Source organism: Kitasatospora sp. UYEF31, from assembly GCF_057291755.1.
This window is the reverse complement of sequence record NZ_JBXAWK010000012.1, coordinates 41,626-62,674: the sequence shown is the minus strand read 5'-3', so window position 1 is coordinate 62,674 and position 21,049 is coordinate 41,626. Positions and strand designations below refer to the sequence as shown.

17 protein-coding genes, 1 tRNA gene and 1 pseudogene are annotated in these 21,049 nt (G+C 70.5%); 11 read left to right on the top strand and 8 right to left on the bottom strand.

Going from position 1 to position 21,049, the window contains the following annotated elements; genetic code table 11:
* Nucleotides 1–91: 91 nt before the first annotated feature.
* Entirely contained in the window at nt 92–4,165 is a 4,074-nt protein-coding gene (locus AC0Z36_RS08540; protein ID WP_485462119.1) for a HEAT repeat domain-containing protein, read from the bottom strand.
* Nucleotides 4,155–5,147 (bottom strand): LLM class flavin-dependent oxidoreductase, encoded by a 993-nt coding sequence (locus AC0Z36_RS08535; protein ID WP_485462118.1) that lies wholly within the window; start codon nt 5,145–5,147, stop codon nt 4,155–4,157. Before AC0Z36_RS08535 ends, AC0Z36_RS08540 begins: the two co-directional genes overlap by 11 nt.
* Before the next feature lie 216 nt (nt 5,148–5,363).
* Here AC0Z36_RS08535 and AC0Z36_RS08530 point away from each other — a divergent pair, with 216 nt between their 5' ends.
* The gene (locus AC0Z36_RS08530; RefSeq protein WP_485462117.1) at nt 5,364–6,347 is read left to right on the top strand and encodes an NAD(P)/FAD-dependent oxidoreductase; all 984 of its coding nucleotides are present in this window, start codon (nt 5,364–5,366) and stop codon (nt 6,345–6,347) included.
* A gap of 751 nt (nt 6,348–7,098) precedes the next feature.
* Here AC0Z36_RS08530 and AC0Z36_RS08525 read toward each other — a convergent pair.
* From AC0Z36_RS08525 to AC0Z36_RS08515, 3 genes are all read right to left on the bottom strand, one after another.
* Entirely contained in the window at nt 7,099–8,169 is a 1,071-nt protein-coding gene (locus tag AC0Z36_RS08525) for a hypothetical protein (RefSeq protein WP_485462116.1), read from the bottom strand.
* A gap of 183 nt (nt 8,170–8,352) precedes the next feature.
* Complete coding sequence (locus tag AC0Z36_RS08520; protein ID WP_485462115.1) at nt 8,353–8,757, bottom strand: PP2C family serine/threonine-protein phosphatase; 405 nt, start codon at nt 8,755–8,757, stop codon at nt 8,353–8,355.
* Nucleotides 8,723–9,469, bottom strand: a complete 747-nt coding sequence (locus AC0Z36_RS08515) for a protein phosphatase 2C domain-containing protein (RefSeq protein WP_485462114.1) — start codon at nt 9,467–9,469, stop codon at nt 8,723–8,725. Before AC0Z36_RS08515 ends, AC0Z36_RS08520 begins: the two co-directional genes overlap by 35 nt.
* A gap of 157 nt (nt 9,470–9,626) precedes the next feature.
* On the opposite strand from AC0Z36_RS08515, the gene AC0Z36_RS08510 reads away from it, so the two are divergent.
* Nucleotides 9,627–10,214 (top strand): Pycsar system effector family protein, encoded by a 588-nt coding sequence (locus tag AC0Z36_RS08510; RefSeq protein ID WP_485462113.1) that lies wholly within the window; start codon nt 9,627–9,629, stop codon nt 10,212–10,214.
* Nucleotides 10,215–10,264: 50 nt separating this feature from the next.
* Here the strand turns inward: AC0Z36_RS08510 and AC0Z36_RS08505 are convergent, their stop codons facing one another.
* A complete protein-coding gene (locus tag AC0Z36_RS08505) occupies nt 10,265–11,035 on the bottom strand; it encodes a hypothetical protein (protein WP_485462112.1) in 771 nt (256 codons plus the stop codon).
* Nucleotides 11,036–11,335: 300 nt separating this feature from the next.
* Between AC0Z36_RS08505 and AC0Z36_RS08500 the strand changes: the two genes are divergently transcribed.
* Together AC0Z36_RS08500 and AC0Z36_RS08495 are read left to right on the top strand one after the other, a co-directional pair.
* Entirely contained in the window at nt 11,336–13,801 is a 2,466-nt protein-coding gene (locus AC0Z36_RS08500) for a VIT domain-containing protein (RefSeq protein ID WP_485462111.1), read from the top strand.
* A gap of 154 nt (nt 13,802–13,955) precedes the next feature.
* Nucleotides 13,956–14,029 (top strand) — tRNA-Pro (locus tag AC0Z36_RS08495).
* A gap of 105 nt (nt 14,030–14,134) precedes the next feature.
* On the opposite strand, the gene AC0Z36_RS08490 is transcribed toward AC0Z36_RS08495, so the two are convergent.
* Complete coding sequence (locus AC0Z36_RS08490; RefSeq protein WP_485462110.1) at nt 14,135–14,935, bottom strand: tyrosine-type recombinase/integrase; 801 nt, start codon at nt 14,933–14,935, stop codon at nt 14,135–14,137.
* Between the two features lie 151 nt (nt 14,936–15,086).
* On the opposite strand from AC0Z36_RS08490, the pseudogene AC0Z36_RS08485 reads away from it, so the two are divergent.
* The 7 genes and pseudogenes from AC0Z36_RS08485 to AC0Z36_RS08455 form a co-directional block, all read left to right on the top strand.
* Nucleotides 15,087–15,488, top strand: a pseudogene (locus tag AC0Z36_RS08485) (alpha-ketoacid dehydrogenase subunit beta); the annotation flags it as partial.
* On the top strand, nt 15,474–15,944 hold the full coding sequence (locus AC0Z36_RS08480; protein ID WP_485462182.1) for a transketolase C-terminal domain-containing protein: 471 nt from the start codon (nt 15,474–15,476) through the stop codon (nt 15,942–15,944). The pseudogene AC0Z36_RS08485 and the gene AC0Z36_RS08480, both read left to right, overlap by 15 nt.
* Nucleotides 15,941–16,246, top strand: a complete 306-nt coding sequence (locus AC0Z36_RS08475) for a biotin/lipoyl-containing protein (protein ID WP_485462109.1) — start codon at nt 15,941–15,943, stop codon at nt 16,244–16,246. The genes AC0Z36_RS08480 and AC0Z36_RS08475 overlap by 4 nt, the downstream gene beginning before the upstream one ends.
* On the top strand, nt 16,243–16,491 hold the full coding sequence (locus tag AC0Z36_RS08470; protein WP_485462108.1) for a phosphopantetheine-binding protein: 249 nt from the start codon (nt 16,243–16,245) through the stop codon (nt 16,489–16,491). Before AC0Z36_RS08475 ends, AC0Z36_RS08470 begins: the two co-directional genes overlap by 4 nt.
* Entirely contained in the window at nt 16,488–17,219 is a 732-nt protein-coding gene (locus AC0Z36_RS08465) for a 3-oxoacyl-ACP synthase III family protein (RefSeq protein WP_485462107.1), read from the top strand. The genes AC0Z36_RS08470 and AC0Z36_RS08465 overlap by 4 nt, the downstream gene beginning before the upstream one ends.
* The gene (locus tag AC0Z36_RS08460; protein ID WP_485462106.1) at nt 17,201–17,344 is read left to right on the top strand and encodes a hypothetical protein; all 144 of its coding nucleotides are present in this window, start codon (nt 17,201–17,203) and stop codon (nt 17,342–17,344) included. Before AC0Z36_RS08465 ends, AC0Z36_RS08460 begins: the two co-directional genes overlap by 19 nt.
* A gap of 322 nt (nt 17,345–17,666) precedes the next feature.
* Complete coding sequence (locus AC0Z36_RS08455) at nt 17,667–19,748, top strand: M4 family metallopeptidase (RefSeq protein ID WP_485462105.1); 2,082 nt, start codon at nt 17,667–17,669, stop codon at nt 19,746–19,748.
* Nucleotides 19,749–19,990: 242 nt separating this feature from the next.
* On the opposite strand, the gene AC0Z36_RS08450 is transcribed toward AC0Z36_RS08455, so the two are convergent.
* A complete protein-coding gene (locus AC0Z36_RS08450) occupies nt 19,991–20,878 on the bottom strand; it encodes a LysR family transcriptional regulator (protein ID WP_485462104.1) in 888 nt (295 codons plus the stop codon).
* Between the last annotated feature and the right edge of the window lie 171 nt (nt 20,879–21,049).

Sequence of the window (21,049 nt, the reverse complement as noted above, 5' to 3'; positions counted from 1 at the left end):
CCGCGCGGCCTCCGGTTCCGGACCAACCAGACAGACCGGAGAGATGTGGTGGTCATTCCGCACGGATGACCACCACATCTCTCCGGTCTGTTCAGTTGGCCGTCGTGGTGGACACCGTGGTGGACGCTGCGCTGGCCGCTGAAGTGGCCGCGATGCGGTCGAGGACGTCCCCGTAGACGTGGCGGCGGTCGGGGCGCGCGCGGCCGTGCGCGTGGCGCAGGGCGGGGACGGCGTGGTCGCCGAGCAGTTCCAGGCCGTCGGCGGCGGCTTTCTGTACGGTCGCGTGCGGGTGGGTGAGCAGACTGACGATCGCCGGGACCGCTCCGGCCCATTCGCCGTGGGTCAGGGTTCTGATTGCTGAGCGGACCACGTCGGGACGCGGGTCGTCGAGCAGGATCTCCGTGTGCCGCAGATACGCCGGGCGGTCCAGGATTCTCCGGGACGTACGGTGTGCGAGCAGGCGGACGCGTGGTTCCGGGTGGGTGAGGAGACCGGTCAGCAGGGCCTCCGGTTCCGCTCCTGGGGTGGTGAGCCGGGACAGTGCCTCGCGTATCCGCGCGAAGTCGCCGGTGCGGACCTGCTCCAGGAGGTCACCGGGGGTCGGTGGTTCCGCGGGCTCCGGTGGGGTCCGCCCGCGGAGCTCCGCCAGGGCGGCGGCGTCCCCGGCTGCGGCCCCGGGGCCCCGGAACGGGCCGTCGGTCAGGGTGAACCCGGCTTCGGCGCCGAGTTGCTCCACGGCGCGTTCGAGGAGTGGGGTGCGCAGCACGCTCCGGCCGGACAGCAGTTCGGCAAAGCCCCACTGCCCGGCTTCGAAGTAAGCGGTCAGGGCGTTGGCCAGGACGTCCGGGTGTACGGCGGCCAGGGCGCTCCGGGCCTGGGCGTGGATGCCCGGTCCGCCGTGCTGCCAGCGGTCGAGAAGCAGCGGGATGAGGCCGTCGGTGCCCGGACACCGGGCGGGGATGGCGTGGGACAGTCCGGCGATGAGCCGCACGACCCGGTCCCGGGCGTCGGCGCCGAGTGCCGCGAGTTCGCCCGGTGCGAAGTATTGCAGGGTGTCGTCCGCCTCCTCGAAGAGCCGGATCCGCCCGGCCACGTACGCGCGGAGCAGCGCGACGCGGGCCTCCGCGTCGGTCCGCCGGCCTTCGAACTCCCTGACGGTGGACTCCCGTTCGTCCGGATCCGGCGAGTCCAGCAGGCCGAGGAGGCGTTGCCGGCGCGCCGTCGTCCCGGGTTCGGGTCCGTCCGGGTCCCTGCGGGCGGCCGCCGACCCGGCCTCCTCGGCGATGGTCCACGGCGGCGCGCCGACCGGCTGGAGTTCCTCCATCGCGTTGAGGAGTGCGGGCCGGGCTCCGTCCGGGGTCCGGGGGAACTCTTCGATCAGCTGGTCGAGGCGGGATCTGGACGGCAGGAGGACTTGCGTCCGGGACGGCTGGCCGAACGCCTCGCGTAGCACTCCCTCTTCGGCTCGCCAGGGGTCCGGTCCACGGCGGGCCGCGGCCAGGGCGTCGTCGAGGTCGGCGCGGGTCAGTTGCGCGCCGAGGCGGCGGAGCAGGCCGATCACCGGCCGGCCGGCGGGCGCCGCGCGGAGGTCGGCGGCGAGTGCTGACGCTTGGTCAGCGGACAGGCGGGGCGCGAGGTCGTTGAGGATTCCGTACACCACGTCCCCTGAACGGCCGGACGGAGTCTCCGGGTCCGTGGAGCGGAGCCCCGCGGCGAGTTCCGGTGCGGCGTGGAGAAGGGCGGCCTGCTCGTCGGCTGTCCACGGCTGCGGGCACAGGCGCGGCAACAGCCTGAGGACCGCTTCCCGCTCCCCCGCTTCGGCCATGCCCGGAATGTTGTGCCCACAGGCTTCTCCACAGCGTTCCGAGCATGTTTTACGGGCCACTGCCAGGGCCAGCCAGTCCGCGAGACGGGGGCGGAGGCGGGCGAGGTGACGGGCGGTCAGGTCGGCGTGGTGGTCTGTGGCGATCCGGATGGCGAGGGTGGGGTTCCAACTCTGGGTGACGAGCTGGGTGACAGCCGGATCCGCGGAGGTCTCCCGTACGCGATCTTCTTTCGGCTCCGGGCCGAGAGCCCGCAGGAGAAGGGCACGGGTCCGGTCGTCGTCAGCGTGTCCGGCGGCGGACCCTACGGTCGCGGCGAACGCCTTGGTGAGGATCGCCCGCAACGCCTCGGTGAGGGCCGCGCGGAAGCCGGGGTTGTCGTGGCGGCCCAGCCAGGTCAGCAGGGCGGGGACCTCGGCCGGGGTGCCGGCTCCGGCGAGTGCCGACGCGGCGGCCTTCTTGATGTTCATGTTGGGGTTGTCGAGGCAGGCGGCGATCGCCGGAGCCGCCGATTCTGCCTGCCCGAGGGCGGCGAGGGCCTGGCGTACGGTCTGGACGTCGTCCGCGGCGGCGAGCGGTGTGAGGCTCGCGGCCAGGGCCCGGACTCCGGCGGGGTCGCGGGCGATCAGCGCGATGACGTGTTTGCGCACGTGCGGATCGCGGTGGCGCAGGAGGCGGTGCACGCGGGCCCGGGTGTGCTCGTACGGGGTTTCGAGGAGCAGCTTCAGCAAGACGGCCTGTTCGGCGTCGCTGAGGCCGGGCCGGTCGAGGAGGTCCAGGGTGATGTCCGCGAGCAGGGCGTTGCCGGGGTCTCCGGTGTCGAGCAGGCAGGCCGGGCGGATGTGCTTGCGGGCATGGAGGCGGCGGCCGAGTTTCCTTACGGCGTCGGCGACTTCAGCGGGGACGGCCGGTTCGGAGCCGGTGAGCCGGTGGCTGCGGCGCAGGTCACGGCCGGAGCCGAAGTGCTGGTAGGGGTCGTCGTTCGGGATGGGCCGCTTCTCAGCAGTCACCGCGTCGGTCGCGATCCGCAGGAGCAGGTCCGCGATGAGCGGGATGGTTGACGCCGAGCCGTGGGCGGCGAGTGCGCGGAGCGCGTCAGCGGGTTCTGCCGAGTCCAAGTGGGAGCTGAGCAGCGCCAGTTCGCACGGGGCGGGTGCGCCGAGGTCGGCGGCGATGCCGGCGGGCAGGTCGTGCGGGTCGAGTCGGGCGAGGAGTTCCGTGTGGTCTTCGGTGAGCTGCCACAGGAGTTCAAGCGCCTGATGCCGGAACGGGCGCAGATATGCGGGCAGTTCACCCAGGAGCGCACCGTGCAGGAAGTCGGCCGTACGCGGTCCGCCGATGTGGCGCAGCGTGTGCAGAGCGGCCCGCGGTGCCCGCGGCAGCAGGGCGAGGACCGCGTCCTCGGCAGGTCCGTAGCCGAGGCGGGCGATTGTGGTGAGGAAGGGCTCCGGACGGACCGCGTGCGGCAGCAGTGCGGTGACCGTCGCGCCGATGGGCAGGTCCCCCACGCCCTGGCCGGCCAGCGCGGTCAGGAGTCCGGTGCGGAGCGGCCACGTCAGGTCGTCGTACGGGATCCCCTCGGTGATCGCGCTCAGGGCCTCGTGGCGGCACGTGTAGAGGATCGTCGCGACGTCGTCGAGGGCGACGGGCGCCTGGGTGAACACGACGTCGAGGACCGTCGCGGGGGCGGTGACGAAGTGGCCGCGTCGGTGCAGTCGTACAAGGCAGGTGATCAGGGATTCGCCGAACAGCAGCGGGTCTTCTGTCGCGGTGGCGATGAGCGCGGGGATGTCCGCACGTGTCGTCAGGTCGCCGAGGAGTTCCAATGCTTCACAGCGCAGGTGTGGGTGCGCGTCACTTTCGAGGACTTCGCGCAGGAGTCCGGCGTGGCCGTGCCGGGCCGCGGCGCGGAGGCCGACTCCGGATCCGAGGTGCGGGCGGAGGTCTGCCGCCGGGACGGGCTGGAGCGCCGCCCAGGGTTCGGCGAGTTCGCGGAGGACGTCGGGGGCGGGGTGGACGTCGAGCATCCGGCGGAGTCGCGCCAGGGCGGGTGCGGGCGTCAGGCGCCCGCTGTGGAGCGCTTCTTTCAGTAGGCGCAGTGCCTCGGCCTGGAGGACCGGGTCGGGGCTCCCGGACAGTTCCGCGAGCAGATCCGTACCCGATTCGCCGTCGACACTGCGGACGGCCTGGTAGAGCCACTCGCCGGCGGGTCCGGCCCGGAGGGTTCCCGCGGGGTTGTCGAGTAGTTCTGTGCGTAGTGCTTTGAGCCGCCGCGCAGGGCAGGGTTCTCCGGCCGGGGGTCCGGGGGCCGTCCCCCGGGTCCGGGAAGGTTTAGGGTGCACGTTTTTTTGCGACCTCCGCGAAGCGCGCGAGTTCCCGTACCGGGTCGGGCCCGAGGGGTTGGTAGACGACCTCGGTCACGCCGTTGGCCGCCATCGCGTCCAGTTTGCGGCCCACCTCGTCGGGTGTGCCGGTCAGTGTCAGCTTGGTTACCAGGTCGCGGGACTGCGGCCAGATCAGCCGGTCGTGCCGGTTGAGGCCGATGAGGTGGCCGTTGTGGACGGACAGGTGGCGGGCGTCGGCGGGGGTGAGCTCGACCGATTCGCGCCACGCCCTGCCGCCGGGGAAGCCGTCGACGCCGGCGCCGGACTTGTCGTAGACGGCGTGGTAGATCATCGCCACGGCCGGTCCGGCGGCTTCGCGGACGCGGTCGGACGTGTGGTCCTCACCCTCGTCCAGGACCGTGCCGAACTGCAGGGTCGCCCGCCACGGGATCTTGTCGGCCTGGCTGACGGAGCCGACGGTGATGACGCCGTCGCCGTACTGCTCGGCCACCGCCAGGCCCTTGGGGCCCTCGGCGCCGATGAGGATCGGCACGTCGGTGAGCGGCCTGGGGGCTGCGTAGGAAGCGGGTTGGAGCATCCGTACTGCCTTCCCCTCCCACAGGATCTCCTTGCCGTGCAGGAGGTCGCGCAGGGCGCGGACGTAGACGGCGACGTCCGTCCAGGGCATGGGTTTCTGACCCAGCATCATGCGGCCGGTGAACCCGGCGCCGAGTGCGACCGCGACGCGTCCGGGCGCCAGCGCCGACAGGTGTGCAATGGCGGCGGCGTTGGTCATCGGGTGGCGCAGCGACGGGACGAGCACCGCGGTGCCCAGGCCGATGCCGCGGGTCTTCTCGGCGGCCAGGGCGAGGGTCATCCATACGTCCCCGTACAGCACGGGCGAGTCGAAGCACCACGCACGGCGGTAGCCGAGGCGTTCGGCCTCGGCGATGAGGGACGGGGCTTCGATGGACGGCGGGAATGCGCAGGAGATCTCCACGGGCGAAGATTAGTCAGCGCAGGGGCTGGTGGGAACGGGTTTTGGTACGTGCGTTCCACGGGGGTCCGGAGGATACCCCCGGGTATACACAGCGAGTGATGTGACACCGGACACGAACCGGTTACCACGGCTTGAAGTGAAGACTTTCCGGCGTCACTCCGGGCTACTTTCTGATCCACCGTCAGCGAGATGTCCCCTCCGACCCAGGGAGCGCACGTGTCGAATCCAGTCGCCGAAACCGACCTTCTGATCATCGGCGCCGGTCCCACCGGCCTGTACGCGGCGTACTACGCCGGATTCCGGGGGCTGCGCGTCGCGGTCCTGGACTCGCTGACGGAGGTGGGCGGGCAGATCACGGCGATGTACCCGGAAAAGATGATCTACGACGTGGCCGGGTTCCCCGCGGTCAAGGGCCAGACGCTGGTGGACGACCTGGCGGCGCAGGCCGCGCCGTTCACGCCGGAGTACCTGCTCGGGCACCGCGCCGAGGGGTTGGAGCACAGCGACGACGGGGTGACCGTCACCTGTCATTCGGGTCTGGTCGTGCGGGCGAAGGTCGTGCTGATCAGCGGGGGCATCGGCACCTTCAGCCCGCGTCCGCTGCCGGCCGCGGATGTGTTCACGGGCCGGGGCGTACGGTATTTCGTCCCGCGCCTGGACGAACTCGCCGGCCTGGACGTCCTCATCATCGGCGGCGGCGACTCGGCCTTCGACTGGGCGCAGTCCCTGGAGCCGCTGGCCAGGTCCATCACGCTCGTGCACCGGCGGGACAAGTTCCGGGCGCACCAGCACACCGTGGACAAGGTCCTCGCTTCCCGTACGACGGTCATCACGTCAGCCGAGGTCACCAAACTGCACGGGGTGGAAGCGGTCGAAGCGGCGGACATCACGGCCAAGGACGGCGGAGCGGTCCGTACGGTCGACTGTCAGGCTGTCGTGGCCGCGCTGGGATTCGTCGCGGACCTCGGGCCGATGAGCCACTGGGGGCTTGAGCAACGCAAACGCCACATCCTGGTGGACTCGGCGATGCGGACGAACCTGACGCGGGTTTTCGCCGCCGGGGACATCGCGGACTACGACGGCAAGGTGAAGCTGATCGCGACCGGCTTCGGCGAGGCGGCCACCGCGGTGAACAACGCGATGACGGTGATTGATCCGTCGGCGCATGTTTTCCCGGGGCACTCGTCGGATGTGGGGTGAGGGGTGGGGGTGAGTGGTGGGGGTGTGGTGAGGAATGTCGGGTGAGGGGTGTGGTGAGGAATGTCGGGTGAGGGGTGTGGTGAGGAATGTCGGGTGAGGGGTGTGGTGAGGAATGTCGGGTGAGTGGTGGGATGCGGGCCAGCACCGCGTCGTCCGCCTGGCCGAAGCCGTAGGCGATCGTGTTGGGGCGGCACTTCCAACCACTGTCGAGCAGGTAGTGCAGACCCGCCTCCCACTCTCCGGGATCCGTCGGGATGCCGTCGGTGAGCACGGACACCACGGGGCGCAGGACCTGGATCCCCGCTGACTGGAGGGCCGGTACGTCCCGGTCTATCTGCTCCCGCAACAGGGTGAACACCGGGCCGAAGTTGGTCAGTCCCTGGCATTCGAGCTGTGGGAGGTCCGACACCTCTTCGATGTCCGCCATCGTGCTGACCACGTGGGGCAGGGTGTTGAACGAAATGATGGACAGGTGGATGAACTCCCGCAGCACCGGGCTGGTGTAGAGCGTGTCGTAGATGTCCATGAGGGTGTCGTTCAGCAGCTCCTGGAACGGGATCATGGAGCCGGACGTGTCGAGCACCAGGTAGGTGGGCAGGCCTTTGATCTTGGTCTTCGCGGTGAAGGGCTGGCTGTACGTCATCGTCGGCTTCTTCCGTGTGGGTGGGCCGGGGGCTGTCAGCTGTGGACCGTGGGCTGTGGGCTGTGGGCTGTGGCCGTCGGACTCCGTGGACTGCCCGGGGGACGACGGTCAGCGGACACCCAGGATGACCGTGATGACCGTGATGACCGTGATGACGAGGATCACCGCGCCCCAGATCCAGTCCTTCCCGTTCTGGTCCGGGACCCGGTAGCCGTTGCCTGGCGGCAGCGGGGCGACGGGCGTGGGCGGGGCGCCCGCCTGGGGCGCGTTCCGGGCCGGAGTCCTGGGGGACACGGGCTGCGGACGCGGCCCGGGCACGGGCCGGCGGGGTGCCGTGTTCTGCCGTGGTCCGGCCGCGGGCTGCTGGGGTGCCGGGTGCGACCTCGGCTTCGGTATCGGCCGACGGGTCCCGGGCCGTGACCGGCCCCCGCCGACGGGGACCACCCCGATGACGTTGTGTCCACCGGTGTCCGCCGGCGCGGTCCCCGACACGTCCCCGGTCAGCGCGTTGAACAGATCCGACGGGGGCGGCCGGTCCTCGGGTCGTGCGGCCCGCAAGGTGGACAGGAGTTGCCGCCCGAAGCTGCCGTCCCTGGGCTCAGGAACGAGGCTCGCGTGCGCCGACAGGGGGTGGCCGCGTACGCCGGTCAGACACCGTACGACCAGCACGGCGATCTTGAATCTGTCGCTGTAGTGGTCCAACGGCCTTGTGGAGTCCGGGTACAACGGGTCTTCCCACTGCGGGGACTGGATCCAGTCGCGGCTGCCGACCCCGCAGCTGTCCATGTCGATGATGAACACTTCGCCGGTGGACTGGTCCCAGAAGGCGTTGTTGTACGACCAGTCGCCGTAGACGACATCGAACCCCTGGAACAGCGCTCCGATGGTGAGCAGTGACAGCATCGCGTTGGGACGGACCGTCATGTCCGGGACCGTCAGGCGGACCCTGGCGTACGCCTCCGGCTTCTCCACCAGCCAGTCCAAGCGCAGCGGCTGCCGTTTGGTGGTCCCCCTGCCCGGCTGGTAGAGAGCCGAGTAGAAACGTTCCGGGGCCTTGGCCATGACCACGCCCACGGTCTGCTGCCGCCCGTTGACGATGCGGGACACCGGCCAGGCCGTCGCCCTGTCCAGCGTGTCGAGCCAGAGCCCCAGCCCGATGACGACCGGCAACCCGATCAACCGGGCCAGAGTCGCGTCCCGCTCCGGAGGCAGCGGCGCTCTGAAAGATCTTGGCGATCCAGCCGACGTGTCCCGCGATCTCGTACACCTTGACGGACTCGCCGCCCCCGACGCCGGCCTCCGGCCCCTCCGGGACAGCGGACTCGGGGATCACGTACGGGAACGGACTTTCCGACCACGTCCTCATTCCGCCCCCTTCCGGCTGCCGCACCACGCAGCGACAGCCGTCTGGTCGTCGATGAGCTGCTTCTGCTCGAATCCGACGTCCAGGAGGAACGCGGCCAGCGGAACCGGTACTTCCCAGCGCGCGGCGAACCACCCGGGGGCCGCCGCCACCGAGTCGAAGGCGTCGGACACACCGTCGGAGACCAGCAGGAGCAGATCCCCCGCTGTCAGGGAGACCAGACGCTGTTCGAAGCTCCCGGGGGTGAAAGGCAGATAGGTGTCAAGTCCGCTCTGGTCCTGCCCGCCCTTCCCCTCACCGGTGAGCCGACTCCACTGCCCGTCCCGGAGCCGCCAGGCGCTGGCGTCGCCCACCGAGGCGACCCACGCGTCATAGAGCCCGGCGGGGCCCGGTTCGACCGCCACAGCCGCCGCGACAGCGACTGCGCGGACGTCGTCCGGCGGCCGGTGGCGCTTCTTCGCGAGCTGGAACATCTGCCCGGACGCATCCGTGAAGTGCTTCCCCCCCGTCGAGGCGCTCCAGGGGCTCGCCGCCGTCGATCTCGTCGCGCAAGGTCGTCACCATCGACGTCACGGCAATTCCGGCGCCGATCTCGGCGTGCGCGCTGTCCGACATGCCGTCAGCCACGGCCGCCACCAAAAACCGGTTGCCGCGGGTGCGGCCGAGCCGGAACGCTTCCTGCCTGGCGACGCCGACGCTGCGGTGTCCGACGCCGACGACCGATGCGGCGCGTACTTCCAGGGAGCCGATCCGGGCCTGGTCCGCGGCTACGCCAGGCGCGGAGGGGTGTGCCGGGAGCAGCCACGCCTCGCGGGAGGCCGGGTTGCCGGTTTCCAGGACTGCGAACAGGCCGTCGGTGGAGCGCGGGTCGGGCTTGGGGTCGGGGTCGGGCTTGGGGTCGGGGTCGGGCTTGGGGTCGGGGTCGGGCTTGGGGTCGGGGTCGGGGGATGCGGTCGACTTCGGGAGGGGCGCATCCGCCCGGATTCCAGGAGTAGTCCCCGGTCGCGCTGGGGGAAGAACGACCGCCCCGCCTGCGCCTCCGCCCCGCTTCCACCAGACACCGTCCGCTCCCCCCGGAGACCTTGCGGTCCGGCGCTGCGGGCCAGCAATCCGCACCCGACCGGACCATTCGACGACCGGCCGCCGCCGTGCGCATGAGCATGTCACCCGGACACCGGACGTGAGGCATATGACGCATACTCATCCGGCTTTTCATGTCTCCATAGTGCTAACGAAGCACTCACGGCCAGGCATTCTGCCGTATATCAACTCGGTGGATTCACGGACAGGGGAACGGAATTACTACGCCGAACACCGGAACCACCCGGCCGTCCGAACTTCCGCCTGCACTTCCACCTGCACTTCCACCCACGGGGATGCGGCTGATACGGCCTGGAAAATCCACTCATCACTTTGCGACTGGACAGGCAAGGCCGACGCTAAAGCGTCCTTCGCCCTGGCCCTGGAATCCGCCGCCCTCGGCGGCGTGGTCACTGTCGCCAGCGGCAGGAACCTTCCTGGACAAGGCGGATCCACCGTACTCTCCGCACTGTTCTGGAGCGGCCTGACCCTCCTCATCGCTGTGGTCCTCCTCGCCGGAGCCGCAGTATTACCACGACTGTCCGGAAAGCTGCAGAAGAAAGACGGTTCAGGAGGATTCATCTACTTCGGGCATATCCGAAGCCTTTCGCCCACTGAACTCACGGCGGCAGTCCATACCAGAGACCATCTCCCGACGCTATGCCATCAGCTGATCGCGATGTCGAAGATCCTGTGGATCAAGCACCGTCTGGTCCAGGCATCACTGCTGGCTGCGTTCACAGCCGGAATACTTCTTTCCACTTATCTGCTGACGGCCTGACGGCGCAGCGCCGCTTGACCGCCGCGCAGGGACTTCCCGGCCCCTCGTCGTTACTCGTCGGCTGCGGGCTGAGGCTGTCCGGGTTGCGGGGCCGCACCCTCGGCCGGGGCGGCTGCCGCTGAAGTCACTGCGGCCGGAGGCGTCAGGGTCGGGCGCACCAGAGCTGGAGGCACCGGAGTCGGGTCTGGTTTCACCGGGCGCGCAGAGGTGGCCTGTGCCGGGACGAACGGCCTAACACTGGCCGGTTCCTGGGTCATCGCAAGGAACCGGTGGGCCGCTGCTGACAGGAGGCCCGTCACGGCGAGCACTACGGCGGTCGCGGTCAGCGCGCCGGTGAGGCCGGGGAGCGTGCCGTGGGCTCGCCAGCCCGACCGGTCCGGGAGTACGGCGTACAGCCACGCGGCGACGAACACGGCCCCTGCCGTGCCGAGCAGCGCGCGGTCCACCCACGTACGCCGGTAGTCCGTGACGGTGAGTCCGGCGAGCAGGGAGCCGAAGGCGGCGAGCAGTCCGGTGAGCCCTGCTCCGAGCACGGCCAGGTCTCCCCCGTCGTCGCTCAGCGGCACGGCGGTCAGCAGCCCGGTGAGGGTGAGGACGGCCGCGCAGACAGGTCTGGCCGGCAGCGTGTGGACGGACAGCCGGTTGACGGTCAGCAGGACCGCCAGGAGCGGGAGCGGCGCGACCAGCGCGACGACCCGGCCCGGATGGGAGTCACCGTACTTCCAGGCCCAGAGGTCCAGGACCGGCCACGCGGCGCACAGGGTCAGCAGGACCACCCCGGTGAGGGCGCACAGCCGTAGCAGGGTGTCGCGCGTACTCATGATTCCCCATCCCCCGTGAGTAGGGCCGGTCACGAGGCCGCGGAAGGTCCGACCGGATCAGGGACCGGGTCGGGCAGCGGCGTCTTTCGGGCCGGTCGCAGCGTACGGCCACGTTCCGGACAGCGGTAGGGATCCATGCGCCGTCAGAGTGGTTTTGTGCCCGGACGGGTGACGATCGGTCAGCCGGAAATCCGGCAGACGGGTGAAGGTCCAGGGCCGTAGCGTCCCTTGGGCCAGATCGAAACACCAGTCGGGGCTTCAGCCCAGGATCCAGTCGAGGCTTCCAGGAAAGGAAAGTTCATGACCCGGCACGTGCGCGTCTTCGAACCGCTGCCAGGACCGTCGCGGGGCTCCGGGGAGCTGTCCACCGCGCGGGGCGGCCTGCCGCTGGAGTCCGTCTCCGTCCGCACCCGGATCACCGGCCTGACCTCCCGTACCGTCCTCACCCAGGTCTTCCGCAACGGCTTCGCCGAGCCGGTCGAGGCGACGTACGTCTTCCCGTTGCCCGACCGAGCGGCGGTGACCCGGATGCGCATGGAGGCCGACGGCCGGGTCGTGGACGGGGTCCTGCAGGAGTTGGAGCGGGCCCGGGAGACCTATGGGCAGGCCGTACGGGAGGGCAGGCGCGCGTCGCTCGCCACGGAGGAGTCCGCCGGGGTGTTCAGCCTGCTCGTCGGCAACATCCTGCCGGGTGAGCGGGTGACAGTGACGCTGGAGATGTGCGGCCCTGTGCCGTACGAGGACGGAGCAGCGGAGTACCGCTTCCCGCTGGTGGTCGCGCCACGTTACGTGTCCGGGGGCGGTTCGGTGGTGCCGGGACCGGTGCTGCCGCCGGGACTCCCCGACCCGGTTCGGTTGTCGGCGGAGGTCTCCGTCGACCCTGGCGGGCTGCCGCTGCTGGATGTCTCCTCGTCAATGCCCGCGGAGCGTTTCGACGAGGGAGGACTCGTACGTGTCCGTCTCGGTCCGGGCGCGCGGGCGGACCGGGACTTCGTGCTGCGGCTGCGACTGGGGTCGGTTGACACGGTGACGAGTTCGGGCATCGCCTCGCCGGAGGGTGTGGTGTCGGTGACCGTCGTGCCGCCGACGGATGTGCTGCCACCGCGTCCGCGTGACGTGGTGCTCGTCCTCGACCGCTCAGGCAGCATGTCCGGCTGGAAGATGACCTCCGCGCGGCGCGCGGCCGAACGGATAGTCGAGTCGCTGACGGCCCGGGACCGCTTCGCGGTGCTCCTGTTCGACCATGATGTCGAGCGGCCGCCGGGTCTGGGCGACGGACTGGTGCACGCCACGGACCACGCGCGTTCGGTTGCTGCCGGGTTCCTGGCGTCCGCGCAGGCGCGGGGAGGGACGGAGATCGGCGTGCCGTTGCGTACGGCTCTCGGGTTGCTCTCGGGCGCGGCGGCGGAGCGGGACCCTGTGGTCATCGTGGTGACTGACGGTCAGGTGTACGGGGAGGACGAAGTGCTGCGCGCGGTCGTCCCGTTGCTGGGTGGTACGCGGCTGCACACGCTGGGTGTGGACCTCGCGCCGAACGAAGCGTTCCTGCGCAGGCTGGCGGCGCTGGGACGCGGGCACTGCGCGATCGTCGGCTCACAGGAGCGGCTGGAGGAGGCGATGGAGGGATTGAACCGGCGTTTCGGTTCACCCGTACTGACGTCTTTGTCGTTGACTTTCGACAGGCTCGAAGAGGGCAGTCTGGCACCGTCCCGGCTCCCTGACGTGTTTCCCGGGGTTCCGGTGACCGTCAGCGGGCGGTTCAGCGGGGTTCCGGACGAGGTCGCGTACGTGAACGGCCTGCGCGCGGACGGGACACCGTGGGCGGTGGAGGTGCCGGTTGTCCAGGTTGAGGGTTCCGCTGTCGCCGCGGGGTGGGCGCGGGCACGGATCAGGGACTTGGAGGACCGCCTGGCGGCGACTCCCTCCGGCTCGTTGAAGGAGGAGATCGTTGCGGTCTCGCTGCGCCACGGGGTGCTGAGCCGGTTCACCGCGTTCGTGGCGGTGGACCAGCGGGTCGTGGCGGACGGGGAGGTGCTTGAGGTCGTGCAGCCGGTGGAGCCGGTCGCGGGGTGGGAGATGCCCGGCACCGGGGCTCCTGACGGTGCGGTGCGGGTCCGGATGTCCGGGCCTCGCCCGGTCGGGCGTCCCGGTGGTTCCCGGGGCGCGCCGGCGCAACCCGCCAGCGCCACCATGGACTGGATGGAGATGGAGCAGATGCGGGCGTTCACTCCGCCTGGGCCGGGGCCCGTTCCGTCGCCACTCGGGGCTGCTTATGCGGTGCCGCCGCGCCCTGGGGACTTGGACTCCGGTCTTGGTCTGACCGGTCCGACCGGCGAGGTCGGCGCGGTCGGCGCGGTCGGCGCGGTCGGCGCGGTCGGCGCGGTCGGCGCGGTCGGCGCGGTCGGCGCGGTCGGCGCGGTCGGCGCGGTCGGCGCGGTCCGGCGGCAGGCGTATGAGGAGTTGGTGTTGCTCTGCCTGGTCGCCGGCGGGTCTGTGGCTGAGGTTTCCGACTGGCTGGTCGCTCTGGCGGACCGGATCGGTTCCGCTGCGGATGAGTTGCTCCAGGAGTTGGCGGTCCAGATCCGCGGGGCCGACCTGAAGTCGACGCCGGAGGTGACGGCGCTGCTACAGCTGGTGGTTGAAACGCTGGAAATTGTCGTGTACGGAGCGGACGGGGCGACCGGCCGGTGCGGCCCCGAGCGGGGATCGCCCCCGTCGGCCTACCCGCCGGGCGAGCGTCGCCGGAGGCCCCGTCGACGTCCGTGACCTGCGTACGGCCCGGTTCCAGAGGTTCCGCTGTGCGTTCGGGAAGCTCTGGGGCCGACCCGCCGAAGGGCCGGATCAACCAGGTGGCGGAACCACCCCCGAGGTGCGGTATTGTTTTCCACGTCGGAAGAGGCCGCAAGGCAGTGGAAGACACCGGGACGTGGCGCAGCTTGGTAGCGCACTTGACTGGGGGTCAAGGGGTCGCAGGTTCAAATCCTGTCGTCCCGACGGTGTAAAAAGGCGCTGAATCTGGGTGAAAGTCCAGGTCAGCGCCTTTTTCTTGTCTAGACCACTGCGCGGCCGGGCGGGCCCGGAACCGGGTCTACGCACCAGTTATGGACCACCCGGCGTCCGAACCGGTGTCAGATAGGTACTCAGGGCCTCCCCCGCGCCGGTGATCGACCGGGCGTCCGGGTGCAGGTACCGCTGCGTCGTGGACAGCGAACCGTGCCCCGCGATCTTGCGCAGGACGTGTACCTGGATGCCCGCGTCGGCCATCCAGGTCAGCCCCGTGTGCCGCAGCCCGTGCCGCAGGAGGTAGGCGCTGCCGAGCGCGGTGACGACCTCGTCCCAGTGGGTCGCGTCCCGCAGCACCGCCGCGGTGCAGTCGGCGAACCGCACCACGTTGCCCCAGACTTGGGTGTTGCCGCTGGCGCGGGCGACCAGGGCGTCGGCCAGCGCTTCGAGCGCGTCCCAGTCCTTCAGAGCCAGTGCGCGCGGGTCGTCGAGCTCGTCCTCGGCCTGGCGGAACGGGTGCTGCCAGCCGGTGATCCGGGCCGGGTTGGCGTCGATCAATCCGTCGCGTACGGCCTGCTGCACCACCCTCACCAGTACGGCGATCGAGCACTTGGCCGAGGAACGGCCCACCACGTCGACGATCCGCCCGTAGACGGCGCGGTCCACCGCGCCGTGGGTGACGGCCTGGACCGGCAGGTGCCCCAGCCAGGGCGCCACCCGCAGCCGCCACCCGGCCAGGTAGGGCTCGGTGGTCTTGTTCTCCAGGCCGCGCAGCGCCATGTCCATCGCCGCGTCGCCGTACTGCGCCAGCGTCATCGTCGCCATCGACGGGTCCACACCCGCCCGGGCCAAAGCGTCCACCCGGTCGATCCACGCCTGGGCGGCCTCCCGGGTCACGGTGCTCTCCGAGACGGACCGGCGCCTGCGGCTCGCCGCGCCCGTCCACCGCACCCTGGCCCGGTAGGGCTTGGGCAGGCCGGCGAGGAACTCGATGTCCGAGGCCAGCGGTCCTCTTGCAGGACCACGAAAAACATAACGGGGTGTCTTCCGGGTGACCCGGGGTCTGCGGGAACGCTTCGGCGAGGACCGGGTGCGCGACTCGCTGCTGGCCGAGTCCACCATCGTCGGCCAGGCCGTCGGCATGGCGATGAGCGGGCTGGTGCCAATCTGCGAGATCCAGTTCGACGGGTTCACCTATCCCGCGGTGAACCAGCTGGTGACCCAGGCGGCCCGGATCGGCGGCCGGTGGAACGGGCAGGTCAGCCCGAGCCTGGTGGTGCGCATCCCGACCGACGGCGGAGTCCGGGGCGTCGAGCACCACAGCGAGTCCAACGAGGCGCTCTTCGCCCGCGTCCCGGGAATCTCGGTGGCGTGTCCCTCCACGGGCGAGGACGCCGACCAGATCCTGCGGTACGCGGTGACGCTCGGTTCGCCCGTGGTGGTGTACGAGCCGATCCGCCTGTACTGGCGGCGGAACACACCCGCCCGGGACCCCGGGCCGGCGCGGTCGCCGACGGCGGCCCGGATCGTGCGGCGTAGCACGGACCTGACGATCGCCACGTTCGGCGCGGTCACCCACGAAGTGCTGGAAGCGGCGCACGCGCTCAGTCCCGATGTCGACGTCGAGGTGGTCGACCTGCGCTGGGTGTCCCCGCTCGACATGGACACGGTGTTGGAGTCCGTCGCCCGCACCGGGCGGCTGCTGATCGTGCACGAGGGGTCGAAAGACGTCGGCATCGGTGCCGAAATCGCCGCGTCAGTGGCCGAGTTCGGCTTCGACGCGCTCCGGGGCCCGGTCCGCCGGCTGGCGCCCGACCGCCGCGCCTATCCCCCGGCGGACTTCGAGAAGGACTACCTGATCGGTGTGCGGGAGATCAAGGACGAGGTGCTGGTGATGACGAAGTGAGCGACTCCCCGGTGGACATGCGCGTTCCCAGCTTCGGGCACGGCCTCGGCGGGGCCCTGCTGATCGAGTGGGTCGCCGGTGTGGGCGACCGGGTCGGGCGGGGGGACGTCATCGCGGTCGTCGAGACCGACAAGGCCAGCACGGAGATCGTGGCGGAGCGCGGCGGACGGGTCGCGGCCCACTCCGCGACGGTCGGCACGATCCTCATGTCCGGTGATGTGCTGTACCAGTTGGCGGCCGCCTGGCCCTCCCACTCCCCGGGATCCGAAGAATCCAGTCACGTGAACGGAGAAGGAACATGAGCGACATCGAAAGCCGTATCGCGGACACCATGCTGGCCAAACTGCGCCAGCGCGACCCTTCGTTGGGCCCCGACGCCCTGACCCGGCCGGTCACCGACCTCGACCTCGACTCCCTCGACCTGGTCGAGCTGCACCAGCAGTTGGAGCGCGAGCTCCAGGTCAAGGGCGATTTGACGGAGACCGGGGGCTTCGCCTTCCTGGACGACTTCAGCACCTACTTCGTGAAGCTGGCGAGCCGGGGATGAGCGCGGGCATCGTCGACATCTCCACCGCGAAGCCAGGCCGGAGGATCGACAACGGTCACTTCGCGTCGATCGGTCTCACGGACGAGTGGATCCGGCGCCGCAGCGGCATCGCGGCCCGTTCCTGGCTGCCGCACGACACCCCGCTGGCGGAGGTGGCGGCGGAGGCCTGCGCGCCGATCGTGACCAGGATGGACGCCCCTTCCTCGATCGGCGCCCTGATCGTCGTCAGCACCTCGGTGCGCCAGCGCGTCCCGGGTATCGCGCAGAAGGTGGCGCGACTCGCCGGGCTGGAGCCCTCGGTGCTGGCCTTCGACATGAACGCGGCCTGTTGCGGCTTCGTCTACGGGCTGACCACCGGGCTCTCGCTCTGCGACGCCGGACAGGCGCGGTCGGTCCTGGTCTGCTCGGCGGAGGCCATGTCCCGGCTGGTGGACCGCTCGGACCGGCAGACGGCGCACCTCTTCGCCGACGGTCCCGCGTCGACCGTCCTGGTGGGCCACCAGGCGAACGGCCGCATCCTGGAACAGGTCCGCGGCTTCACCGCCCATCTCGGCGTGCCCTTCGTGAACCGGATCGAGAACTCCGGGAACACGTCGTCCGCCTCGATCCCGCTGGCGTTCGCCGAGGAGCTGGACGCCGGCGCCCTCCCCGCCTCGGGCCGGCTCGGGGCCGTGGCGAGGACGTGGTGGTCGTCGGCAACATGGGCGTGGTGCGCGTCCTCAAGGTGAACGCGGGGAGCCGGGACGTCCAGGTCCGCGAATACGACTTCGACCGGGTGCCGGAGCTGGCCGACGACTACGCGAACGGCAGGATCGGGTCGTACTTCCCGATGTACCGCGTCAACCCGCTCTGACCGGCTCCGGGCGCGTCAGCCACTGCGCGTGCACGACGTCCTGCGCCACCTGGTGACGACCCGGCGGACGGTCTGTTCACGGCTGATTCACCTTGGCGCCACAAAGCCCGGGATCATGCCTCCGACCAGCTGACCGACCAGGACGACGGGGCCAACGCAACCGTACGGGCGACGAACGGTTTTCGGCCAACCTCCCAATCTGCTACTGACACGTACCGGTTGTGCCTGGCACTGTTCGCACCGTCCCAGACATCACTGGGACCACTTGCGCCACAGCGCACAGTCAGTACTCATGCTCCCCCTGTTCTTCCGTTCTGCTGCAATGCCCGGTCGGCCCACCCCGCCGACCGGTACATCCTTCGCAGATGGAGTTCACGTGAGACTCACTTCCCCCCACCGGCGCAACCGCGCCGCGACAACCGGCGCGCTGCTCGCCGCCGCTCTGCTCGCCCTCGGCACCCAGGCCGGCACCGCGGGTGCCGTCCCCGACCCGGGTACCGGCACCAAGGCTGCCGCTCAGCCGAACCCGGGCGCTGTGCCCGCCAAGCTCACCCCCGCCCAGCGCGCCGGGCTGATCGCCAAGGCCGACGCCGCAAAGGCGGAGACCGCCAGGGAACTCGGCCTCAGCGCCGAGGAGCAGCTGGTCGTCCGTGACGTCGTCCAGGACCAGGACGGCACCACCCACACCCGCTACGAGCGGACCTTCGCCGGACTGCCGGTCCTCGGCGGTGACCTGGTCGTCACCAGGACGAAGGCGGGCAGGACCGCGGACGTCAACAAGGCATCGCAGGCCGAGCTGAAGGCCGTCGGCACCAACGCGGCGGTCACCCCGGCTGCGGCCGAGCAGCAGGCGCTGAGCGCCGCCCAGGCGAAGGGGTCCACCAAGACCGACGCCAGCCGGGCGCCCCGCAAGGTCGTCTGGATGACCGAGGGCAAGCCCACGCTCGCCTTCGAGACGGTCGTCGGAGGTGTGCAGCACGACGGCACCCCGAACGAACTGCACGTCGTCACCGACGCCTCCACCGGCGCAAAGCTGTTCGAGTGGCAGGCGGTCGAGACCGGCGCCGGCAACACCCAGTACAGCGGCCAGGTGACGGTGGGCTCCACGCAGTCGGGTTCCACGTACAACCTGACCGACGGCGGCCGCGGCAACCACAAGACCTACAACCTCAACCGCGCCACGTCGGGCTCCGGGACGCTCTTCTCCGGGCCGGACGACGTCTGGGGCAACGGCACCCCGCAGAACACCGAGACCGCGGGTGCGGACGCCGCCTACGGCGCGGGTCTGACGTGGGACTACTACAAGAACGTGCAGGGCCGCAGCGGTATCCGCGGTGACGGCGTCGGCGCGTCCTCCCGGGTCCACTACGGCAACAACTACGTCAACGCCTTCTGGCAGGACAGCTGCTTCTGCATGACGTACGGCGACGGCTCGGGCAACGCCAAACCGCTCACGTCGATCGACGTCGCCGCGCACGAGATGACGCACGGCGTCACCGCCAGCACCGCCGGGCTGGTCTACAGCGGCGAGTCCGGCGGCCTCAACGAGGCGACCTCCGACATCTTCGCGGCGGCCGTCGAGTTCAACGCCAACAACAGCAACGACGTCGGCGACTACCTGGTCGGCGAGAAGATCGACATCAACGGCAACGGAACCCCGCTGCGCTACATGGACAAGCCGAGCAAGGACGGCGTCTCCAAGGACGCCTGGTACGCGGGCATCGGCAACATCGACGTCCACTACTCCTCGGGCCCGGCCAACCACTTCTTCTACCTCCTCTCCGAGGGCAGCGGCACCAAGACCATCAACGGCGTCACCTACAACTCACCGACCTCCGACGGCCTGCCGGTGACCGGCATCGGCCGCGAGAAGGCCGCGCAGATCTGGTTCAAGGCGCTCACCTCGAAGTTCAACACGCGGACCGACTACGCGGGTGCCCGCTCCGGAACCCTCGAGGTCACCGGTGCGCTGTACGGCACCACCAGCGCCGAGTACAAGGCCGTCGCCAACGCCTGGGCGGGCGTCAACGTCGGCGCACGCCCCGGCGGCGACCCCGGCGGCACGTCCTTCGAGAACACCACGGACGTCGCCATCCCGGACAACGGCGCCGCGGTGACCTCCCCGATCACCTCCACCAAGACGGGCGCCGCGCCGGCCACCCTCCAGGTCGCGGTGGACATCGTCCACACCTGGCGCGGTGACCTGGTCGTCGACCTGATCGCCCCGGACGGGACGGCCTACCGGCTGAAGCCCGCCTCGGCGAACGACTCGGCGGACAACGTGAAGGCGACGTACACCGTCGACGCGTCGTCCGAGACCGCGAACGGCGTCTGGAAGCTCAAGGTCCAGGACGTCGCCGCGCAGGACACCGGTTACATCAACAGCTGGAAGATCACCTTCTGACGGAGTGTCAGTCGGCAGGTGAGGTGAACGGTGCCCGGGGCCACCAGCCCCGGGCACCGGCATGCCGGGCAGGGACCGTCAGCACCCCGGCCGGGGCGAAGCTGACCCACGCCCCCGGACCGGGGCGGACGTGGAGATCCCGCCGACCGGTGTGCGCGCGATGCCGTACGCGACGGCCGTACGGCCGTGACGGCCGTCCGCCCCGGGTCCCGGACCGCGCTGGAAGCGTGTCGGGCCGTTCCTCACGCGTCCCCCGACTCCCGCAGCCCGGCGCGCTGGACGAACTCCGTGAACGCGCGGGCCTGCCTGGTCAGGCTGTCCGCGTTGTGCACCAGGGCGACGGCGCGCAACAGCGGCGGCTCGAAGGAGCGGATGGCCGCCGATCCGCCGAACACGCCCTGGGCGATGTCGCGGTACCAGAGCATCGAGCCCTCGCCGTTGAGCACCGTGGCGATCCACTGCACGCGGTCGTCGGTCTCCACGACGGACACCGGCCGGACCCACAGTGACGCGAACATCGCCTCCATCTCGGAGCGCCGGCCGCTGCCCCGGGTGGCGAGTGCCATCCTGAGCCCGTTGAGGCAGGACCACGGCACCGGGTCGGGCAGGGGCTCCGCCGGCGGCGAGACCAGGACCACCTCGTGCTCGGCGATCCGGTGCGAGCGCAGGTCCTGCGGCACGGGCGCGTCCACGACGCCGAGTACGGTCAGTCCGCTGCGGACCGCTTCGAAGACGGCCTCGCGGCTGAGGCAGCGCACGATCTCGACCGTGACTCCGGGGGTCTCCAGGCCGAACTCCGGGACGATCCGGCCGACGAGGTCGACCGCGAGGGTGTGCGTCGAGGCGATCCGCAGGCCCGATACCCGCGCCGACTCCGTCGCCCGGCCCACGTCCTCGATGGCGCCGACCGTCTCCAGGACGGTACGGGCGAGTCTGACGACGCGTTTCCCGTCGGCGGTCAGGCCGACGCTGCGCCCCTCGCGGGCCAGGAGGCCGCCGCCGAGTTCGTGCTCCAGGGACTTCAGCGCCCGCGACAGCGCCGACTGTGCGACGTAGAGGGCTTCGGCCGCAGCGGTCATGGTGCCGTAGTCCGCGACAGCGATGAGGTACCGCAACTGCTGGAGGGTCACGCGAGGCACATTAACTGTTCCGCGCTCCCCGGTAGCCCTGAATCAAAAATTCCGATGGGGATTTCCCGGGCCGGCGCGCGGCGGCGGCCGGCGTCCCGGAATCGGCCCCGGGTAATCGTCGGGCCAGAAAACGGCAGGTCTTTTCGGCAGCGAACCATGCCCGGAAGGAAT

What these genes read in the sequence shown, in the direction of transcription:
- AC0Z36_RS08505 (WP_485462112.1), bottom strand. Translation starts at nt 11,035, where the DNA reads ATGAGTACGCGCGACACCCTGCTACGGCTGTGCGCCCTCACCGGGGTG.
- AC0Z36_RS08470 (WP_485462108.1), top strand. Translation starts at nt 16,243, where the DNA reads ATGAGCGACATCGAAAGCCGTATCGCGGACACCATGCTGGCCAAACTG.
- AC0Z36_RS08455 (WP_485462105.1), top strand. Translation starts at nt 17,667, where the DNA reads ATGCCCGGTCGGCCCACCCCGCCGACCGGTACATCCTTCGCAGATGGA.
- AC0Z36_RS08500 (WP_485462111.1), top strand. Translation starts at nt 11,336, where the DNA reads ATGACCCGGCACGTGCGCGTCTTCGAACCGCTGCCAGGACCGTCGCGG.
- AC0Z36_RS08465 (WP_485462107.1), top strand. Translation starts at nt 16,488, where the DNA reads ATGAGCGCGGGCATCGTCGACATCTCCACCGCGAAGCCAGGCCGGAGG.